Source organism: Paenibacillus sp. JGP012 (genome assembly GCF_014203995.1).
GTDB lineage: Bacteria > Bacillota > Bacilli > Paenibacillales > Paenibacillaceae > Paenibacillus > Paenibacillus silvae.
The window spans coordinates 1-7,956 of sequence record NZ_JACHKG010000059.1 but is presented as its reverse complement, the minus strand read 5'-3'; the positions used below and the strand labels follow the sequence as shown (position 1 = coordinate 7,956).

At 46.3% G+C, this 7,956-nt stretch carries 8 protein-coding genes; 1 reads left to right on the top strand and 7 read right to left on the bottom strand.

From position 1 onward, the window contains the following. Positions 1-387 precede the first annotated feature (387 nt). Positions 388-1,266, bottom strand: a complete 879-nt coding sequence (locus HNR77_RS29780) for a nucleotidyltransferase-like protein (protein WP_311768692.1) — start codon at positions 1,264-1,266, stop codon at positions 388-390. Between the two features lie 131 nt (positions 1,267-1,397). Between HNR77_RS29780 and HNR77_RS29775 the strand changes: the two genes are divergently transcribed. Next, positions 1,398-1,775, top strand: a complete 378-nt coding sequence (locus tag HNR77_RS29775; protein ID WP_184191701.1) for a DUF2614 family zinc ribbon-containing protein — start codon at positions 1,398-1,400, stop codon at positions 1,773-1,775. A gap of 107 nt (positions 1,776-1,882) precedes the next feature. On the opposite strand, the gene HNR77_RS29770 is transcribed toward HNR77_RS29775, so the two are convergent. From HNR77_RS29770 to HNR77_RS29745, 6 genes are all read right to left on the bottom strand, one after another. After that, positions 1,883-3,613, bottom strand: coding sequence for a glycosyl hydrolase family 18 protein (locus HNR77_RS29770; RefSeq protein WP_184191698.1), 1,731 nt, complete (start codon positions 3,611-3,613; stop codon positions 1,883-1,885). A 156-nt stretch (positions 3,614-3,769) separates the two neighbouring features. Next, a complete protein-coding gene (gene perR / locus HNR77_RS29765) occupies positions 3,770-4,195 on the bottom strand; it encodes a peroxide-responsive transcriptional repressor PerR (RefSeq protein WP_110898428.1) in 426 nt (141 codons plus the stop codon). A 131-nt stretch (positions 4,196-4,326) separates the two neighbouring features. Next, positions 4,327-5,748: a DUF4097 family beta strand repeat-containing protein gene (locus HNR77_RS29760; protein WP_184191695.1), complete on the bottom strand. Its 1,422-nt coding sequence runs from the start codon at positions 5,746-5,748 to the stop codon at positions 4,327-4,329. Positions 5,749-5,773: 25 nt separating this feature from the next. Continuing rightward, positions 5,774-6,370: a hypothetical protein gene (locus HNR77_RS29755; protein ID WP_184191691.1), complete on the bottom strand. Its 597-nt coding sequence runs from the start codon at positions 6,368-6,370 to the stop codon at positions 5,774-5,776. Positions 6,371-6,547: 177 nt separating this feature from the next. Next, positions 6,548-7,258, bottom strand: coding sequence for an MgtC/SapB family protein (locus HNR77_RS29750; protein ID WP_111268431.1), 711 nt, complete (start codon positions 7,256-7,258; stop codon positions 6,548-6,550). A gap of 32 nt (positions 7,259-7,290) precedes the next feature. Further along, positions 7,291-7,758 (bottom strand): GNAT family N-acetyltransferase, encoded by a 468-nt coding sequence (locus HNR77_RS29745; RefSeq protein ID WP_184191688.1) that lies wholly within the window; start codon positions 7,756-7,758, stop codon positions 7,291-7,293. Positions 7,759-7,956 lie beyond the last annotated feature (198 nt).

Below are 7,956 nucleotides of genomic sequence, written 5' to 3'. Positions count from 1 at the left end.
AAGCTCATTTTGAATCTGACGAGATTGTTAATCTCATTGTTGATCTTGCAAGCAAGATCATTACTCACTCGTTGTTCAGTTTTCAAAGATCAAACATGATTTATTTACTTCATTCCGTCTCAACCAAGTTTCGGCGGCGACTTGAATAATGTAACACATTTCGTTTATTTTCGTCAAGAACTTTTTTTTGAAATTCTTTTTTTCAACATTGCTTGTTCTTCACTTTTCCTCAAACAAATGGTTGTTTCACTCATTTGGGGAACGAAATATAATGTACCACATTCATCAGACAAGAGTCAACACCAAACTTATAAATTATTAAACAAACAAAAAAGGAAGGTTTCCCCTCCTTTATACTATACATCACATTTTAAATGTTTGAGCATATCATGCTTCAATCCAATAGCGAATTTCACGCCCTTCCCCTTCAAGAGAGGGCCAACCCGCAGATTCCTTTACAATAGAACGAAGCACCAGTTTACGAAGTACAAGCGGAAGATCCTCTCGCACAAATCTCAGTTGAGGATGATGAACCAGTTCATGAATACTCCACGGTTCTTTCCGGCTTCTGATCACCCGCAGTAGAAGTTCGGAACATTCTCCCATTTTGGACATAACCGAAAACTCGCACGCTAGCAAAACCAACTCCACCCGCTGTTCCAGCGTTTCGGAACTTACGGTAAGCTCCTGATAGAGTTTCCACAGTGCACGATCCAACTGCTGTATATGAGTCCAGACGGCATGATCAGGGTACATGCCTTGCTCAATAAGTACAATTCTGGCCCAGTTCCCCAGAGCCTTCAGCGCATCATAGTACGCATCCACAACATGGCCCTGCTGCATATGACGCCTGGCTTCAACGTACATTCTCAGAAAACTGGTGAACTCATGAAACAGCTTTTGCTCCCGCAACTCTTTGCCGAATGAAGACAATTCTTCACGCAGTTGAGTAATCTGATCATCCGTTTCCCAGATGATTTCCCCTTCAATCAGGCATTGCATGAGATTATAGTGCTCTCCTGTAACCGCAGTAATCTGCAATTCAGACCAGCTGGCATAGATCAACTGATAACGAAGATCACCGTATCTGTAATGTTCAACAGTTAATGTGGATTGATCTGTATTGAGGACAATCAATACCAGCAAGTCAAAATCCTGAATCAGGGAGCCGTGGAATCGCTCTCCCGGATGGGAATAAGCGATAGCCCCAACTGCCCCTGTCTCTTCCGACTGTTCAGACAAAAAAGCAAGGTTCTTTAATTCCACGATTCCCTCCATACAATTTATACAATTCATGGCAGAATGGCGCCAAGTCAGTTATAATGTAATTCTACATGAAGTACAACGTTTCCTTCTTTTTCGAGTCCAATACTACTCATACGATAGGAGCATTTTTCATGATTTTTAAATCAGCAAAAATTAATGCTTTTCGCACTTGGGGATTACTCTTAACCATGCTAGGCATGGGCCTAATGATCCTGGGTACAGCCGGAATTGTGTTCTGGGGTCACGCCGGGAAAGTCATCGCAGCTGTAGGACTGGTTATAGGGCTTGTCGCTATGCTTGGCAGTTTAATCATTTATTTCTGGGCCGGAATGCTCTCAACCAGCGCAGTACAGGTCGATTGCCCGGAATGCGGGAAGTTAACCAAAATGCTGGGCAAGACAGATCGCTGCATGTTTTGTCATACGATCCTTACGATGGACCCAAGCAAAGCCACTACGATGAGTACGCCTATTGAAACGAATTCCCCTCCCGCTGCACCTACCGAATAGCTTTACATTACGCCCCCTGCCAATAAAAAATAAAGAAGGCCCGGTATACTATACCGGACCTTCTTCTTGTTAGCGTTAAATAAAATAATAAAACGATCAGTTCAACATCATTTAGAGTAACCCGCTTGCTTGAGCGTTTCCCATGAAGATGCATTGGCAAAGCTTCGGTTCCATGCTGCCACTCCGCCCAGCTTCAGCGAAGCAATAAGCTCTACTCTTGCTTGCAGGGATACCGCATCTTCAATCCAGATCTTTTGAACAGCTCCATCTTCCTTGTATTCCACGTAGTTCTGTCCGCTTGCCTGATCAAGCACAGGTTTAAGCTTCTTCTCCTTGATCAGTTCCTGCACAGTGTTCATTCCTACAGCTTTGGAGGATACTTTAATCTCCCCTTGTTCATTCGCTTTTTCAGTCCAGATGCGTGTGTACAGGGGAACCGCCATAACCAGCTTGTCCGCAGGCACCTCATCTTCTTCCAAGATGCGCCGCACCGAAGACTCCGTCCATGGAAGCGAGGCTACGGAGCCTGCTTTGGGACTGGCTGCCCAGTGCTCGTCATACGCCATCACCATCATATAATCAACAAATTCTCCCAATCCGCGCCGATCCAAAAAGGCAGACCACATTTCACTATTCGATTTTGGCGTAACATCTACGGATAAGATCAGTCCATGAATGCGAGCCATCGCCTTTATTTCACGAACAAACTGGGTCACGTTGGCCCCATCATCGGTATACACATTTTCAAAATCAATGTTAATGCCATCCAGTCTGTACGTTTGAGCATAGGCCAGCATCTGTTCAATGATGTGTGTACGCTTGGCGTAGGTAGAGAGTGCGTCCTTCGTAATGTCCGGATCAAAGCTGTTATCCATCAGTCCCCATACTTCCATCCCTGAACGATGAGCCCAATTAACGTAAGATTGATCTGCCTTGCTTTTCACTGTTCCTTTGCCATCCGTAATATGGAACCATGTCGGGCTTACCACATTAACACCTGGCATCTTCCCGATTGAGCTTACATCCGGCTGACGATTGTAGACTGCTTCCCAGACCAGATTGACCGGTTTGTTTTTCCACTTTTTCTCCGCGGCAGTTGGTGTGAACTTCGGGGTATCCAGCGTTTTTTTCTCACCCAGAACAACATAGTCATTATTCACATAACCGGCATAACCGTTATCCATTTGTACAAAGCTTTGATCCTTCCCCGTCTGCCATACGCGTATTCTCGTGTTCTGCTGCATATCGGTGAGAATGGGCGAGGTTTCATCGCCGCGTTTATATAACGGGACCGTTTTATCCTTATCCGACGATTGGGTATCAATCGATGCATATTGTATCGTATCTCCACCACGCATCAGAATCACTGCACCTGTAGTAGTGTCCTCCTGTACGCTCAGGCCATACACCTCTTTCAGAGGTTGAAGAGGAATATACGCTTCCTTCGCCTGGACCTCCGGCTTCACTTTCAGCGGATAATCTTGATGATTCAGTTCTGCCTTGGTGCTGTCTTCTTTCATATGAAGCACACGTTGCGGCGAAGCAATAATGATATCCCCCGAGTCAGGCTCGTATCTGATCCCTGGATCAATCGTTTCTTGCAGCACCTTCACCGGAAGTTTAAGCTGATTGCCTGTGCCCAGGGCTTCCTCATCCATAAGCTGTCCATCTACAAAAATAGGCTGATTTCTTCCGAGCCAATCCGGGTCTTCATAGACCTTATTCAACCAAAGACTGGTTATAAGCCAATAGGCACCGCCAGCCACAAGACAAGCTCCGAGTAATCCCGGCCAAAATGAACGTCGTTTACGACGTGTATATTTGCTTTTTCTACCCAAACGACTACCTCCGTTAATTCCATCTTGATAGTAAAAAACCCATAAAGACCAATGTTTAAACCATTATATTGTTTGTGTCTCGTTTCAACTGCCTGTAAAAATAAAAAACGTGAAGAATCCATACTGAATTCCACACGTCAATATTGTAATTCATCTCTATTGATCCCTGCAACTTTTGCAAACGCCATATACTTCCAATCGGTGACCATGCACTTCAAATCCCGTACTTGAAGCAGCTTGAAGCTCAACGCTCTTTAACGAAGGATAGCTGAAGTCTTCAATCTTGCCGCATTGATCACATATCACATGATAATGATCCGTCACATTGGCATCAAAACGGCTTGAATTATCTCCGTAAGTCAGTTCCCGGACCATACCGGCTTCCAGAAACATTTTCAGATTGTTATATACGGTCGCCACGCTCATACTCGGAAATTGGGGTTCGAGCGCCCGGTAAATCTCGTCAGCTGTCGGATGCCCCATGGATTCCATTAAATAGTTTAATATGGCATGACGCTGGGGTGTAATACGGACACCGGTCGTTTTGAGCTGTTCCAACGCATGTTGGACACGTGTTGCCATAAAGCCCACCGCCTTACCTTTCATTCTGTGGACGCCCTACCTTTGATTGGCTGTGGACGTCTCAACCTTCATTGACTGGTCGTGTAACCTTGCCAGTGTACATTTATTGTACGGCGATTGCAAGTTTATTGTCAACGCGACGATGCGGGGTCATCCGCTGTATCCGGGGTGGCATTCGGACCTGAATCCGTCGTTTCTCCCCCGTTTCCGTTAGCATCCTGCGAGTCAGTTGAATTATTTTCCAAACCGGGAACTTCTGCATTCCGCTGAACGGTCAGGTCACTGTTACCTTCAATTTTGATCCTGTACTCTCCTTCGCCCAGCTGCCCTTCGATCGTTTTGTTCTTGACGTTGAATGGCATATCCGTTCGCAAATCTCCGTAACTGCTGGAGCCGGTCAAGCTGTAATCACCGCGCTCGGGAATCACAATGTTAATTGCGCCAACGGCACTGTACACATCCCAATCTCCCCCGACTTTGGTGGAGACAATATGAATGCTGCCATTTAATGACTGGGCTTTGACGCCGAGATTGGCACTATCCAGCGTAATATTTCCGTTTCGTGTCTCAGCGATAAATTCGCCAAAGGAGTCTGTAATGCTGATGCTTCCGACTTGTGTCGTCAGATCCACATCTCCCGAAACGCCGCGTGCCTTCATATCCCCCCGATTGCTATCCATATCTACATTGCCTGTTGCGTTGGCTACTATCACGTCCCCGTTCAGCGTCTTGCCCGTAATATCACCGACCGCATTGTTAATACGAATTCTTCCATTGCCCGTCTCGGCAACAATCGTTTTGATCGCCTCAGGACGGTTTAACAAAATCGCACCGTTGGACGTTCGAATATCCAGGTTGAAACGACGATCATCCGGAACGGTAATGGTCATATTCATGCGCGGTTGTGTTTTTTCATTGTCACCATATGCTTTTCCTGTCGTTTTGATACGAATAACCTTGTCACCTTCGACCTCAACAAAGGATGCCGCTGCTACCGCCTTGGCCTGCACTTCAGATGCCTGATCCACCCAGACCACCGTTTTCACCTTGATCTCATCCGTTTCTCCGCGCTGAAGTGTGATATCTCCGTTTACCCCCTCTACCACGATATCGGAAGTATCCATCCGTACAGGCACCCCAACGACACCCTTATCCTCCATATATCCGGCAGCCTGGCTATAATCCATTGAAGCGGCTCCCAAATTGAGACTTACCCGATTCCATAAATGCATGTAGTGATCCTGCTCGGTCACAATAAATACGGAAGCTGTCAAAATCAAAGAAGCCAGAATGCCCTTGGCATCGGGTCTAAAACGTCTTTTTTGAGGTTCATCTAATGCAGATATATGCTCCGAATCTCGTCTGCCTCTACTGCGTATCCACAGGAACAACAAAATCCACTCTACACCGAAGCTGACCAGTAAAAAGGGCCACCAATCCACGACCTCAAATAAGTAGTCTGTTCCCCACCGTTTATCCAAAATGAGCAGTACACCGACCGCTGTAATCAAGGCCGCAGCCGTATATCGTCCAACCCGGATTTTACGGTTCATTCCTTTCCCTCCCTGCACGATTACCCTATGTTTTCTTCCTGCGCAGCATAACCCAGATTTCCCGGCCGAACAGCAGCAAGCCGCCTGCAATCATGAGAACTGCGAAGGAATATGCTCCGTACATCGCGATCAGCTCCTGAAACCAGCGTGGTTTGCGGAAAAACAGCACCATCAGCGCTCCGCCCGCAATAAGTAAAAGTCCAGACGAAATGCCTCGCTCCCATACCATCATTCGCTCCCGCTCTGGGCGTTCACCGGACACCGGCTTGTCCATGCTTGCTTGTGTCACACCACGCCGCCTGCGCATCATGACCCAGTCAGCCGATTGCAGCACGTCATAAACATTGTAGAAATAAATGACCGGAATACAAAGAGCGAGCAGAATTAGCAGCGGCACATTGATCTGTATGCCAATGGACGAGAAGTACAGCAAAGCAGATAAATCAAGTAATACAAGCAGTATATAAGTCAAACCGCGCATGTACAGCCGCAAATAAATATGTCCCAATCCCGGAATGACAGCACCAAGCAGCCCCGCAATGAATTTATGCGTTTTATTTCTCACCTTTTTGGGCTTTCTAGCCCTTCCCGTTCGCTTGCCGTCTGTTTGCCCTTTCTTCATAAGCTGCTCCTTTCCCCGGAAAATGTTCACTTCCGCTCATCGTGCATTTGGTTAGATAGTACCCTAAAGCGCCACAAGAGTAACTGGAAGAAAAATGGATATCGAGAAAAACCCTCCGCCATTCCTGCCTTTGGAGGGTTCAGGTTTTCTTTTATTCAATGAGGGTTGAGATTTTCTTTATTCAATAGAGACTTTGGTCATGTGTTCCCACTGTCTCAGCTTGGAGACCATTTGGATCGTTTTAAATTCATGCGGCACCTGAACGTGCAGCACAATTTCTATTTTCGGTTCGACAGGTGTGACCTCTGCAAAAGAAAGATCCTGCTCATTAACTGTAATTTTACGAATTTTAATCTTCTCCTGCTCCATAAAAGACGATACCTTCTCTAAGGTGCCAGGCTCGGACAACGTATGAAGCGTAATCACATGCAGCTTGTTACCTCGTAAATATCTTAGCTCTAGTTTATTAAACACCCATAGATTCAGGAGCACAAGCACAGTCGAAACGATGGAGGCAAAAAAGAAACCCGCACCTGCAGCAAGACCAATCGCCGCGACAACCCAGATCGAAGCTGCCGTTGTAAGCCCTGTAATGGATTTACCTGTGAAAAGTATCGTTCCTGCTCCCAGGAAGCCGACGCCGGTAATTACCGCTGTGGCCAGACGAGCCGGGTCGATCCTTACGTTTAATTCATGTGCAAAATCTTTAAAACCATAAATAGACAGCATCATAATCAGTGCTGACCCAAGACAAACCAGAATATGCGTTCGAAGTCCGGCTGCATGATTGGAACGCTCACGTTCCAGTCCGACAAGGCCGCCAAGCAGCATGGCCAGCAGTAAACGAAGTAAAATATGCCATTCATCAATAAACCAAGGACCGCTCAACGTTATAGTTCCCCCCTAAGTTGTTCACATGCTTAAAGCTTATTCTTATGAAATGTCGTTAATTCCACTCCCGGTGCAATCTGTATCGCTTCCACGGGTTCAAAGCCAAACCGTCTGTACAGATTCACTGCGGGTTGATTACGTGTGCCTGTAGAAACGATGTAACGAGGCAGATGCGGATGCTCTGCAAAAACATGCTGCATAAGTGAAGCAGCAATACCTTTACGGAAATGGTCGGGATGAACCATCATACGTGTGATTGTCAGTGTGTTTTTTTCTTCCTCTGCCACGGCGACCGCACCAAGCAGTTCCCCATCCCCGTCGTCCACGCATCCGTAGAAGGTTTCTCCACAGTTCTGCAAGGTTGCCATCGTATCCAGCAAAGGCGGAATATCCTGAAATCCGATGATCTTTGCTTCCAGTCGGTAAGCCATATGCTGCAGTCTCCACAACTGGCCTAACGTATCTTCATCACGTAAAGACAATGATTGAATTCTCATCGTTAAAGCAGCTCCCTTGTCTCAGGCTGAATAAAACATTGAAACTACATGACACGGTAGGTCAGTGTCAGTGTGTTATACAGCAAAAAGAGGCTGTCACAGGGGAGGCCACTGAAAAAGTCCATTCCATGTTAAAGGTACAGCTCTCAAGAAAATTGTGGAGACTGTACCTTTTTCGCTTATAATTAAAGTATCATG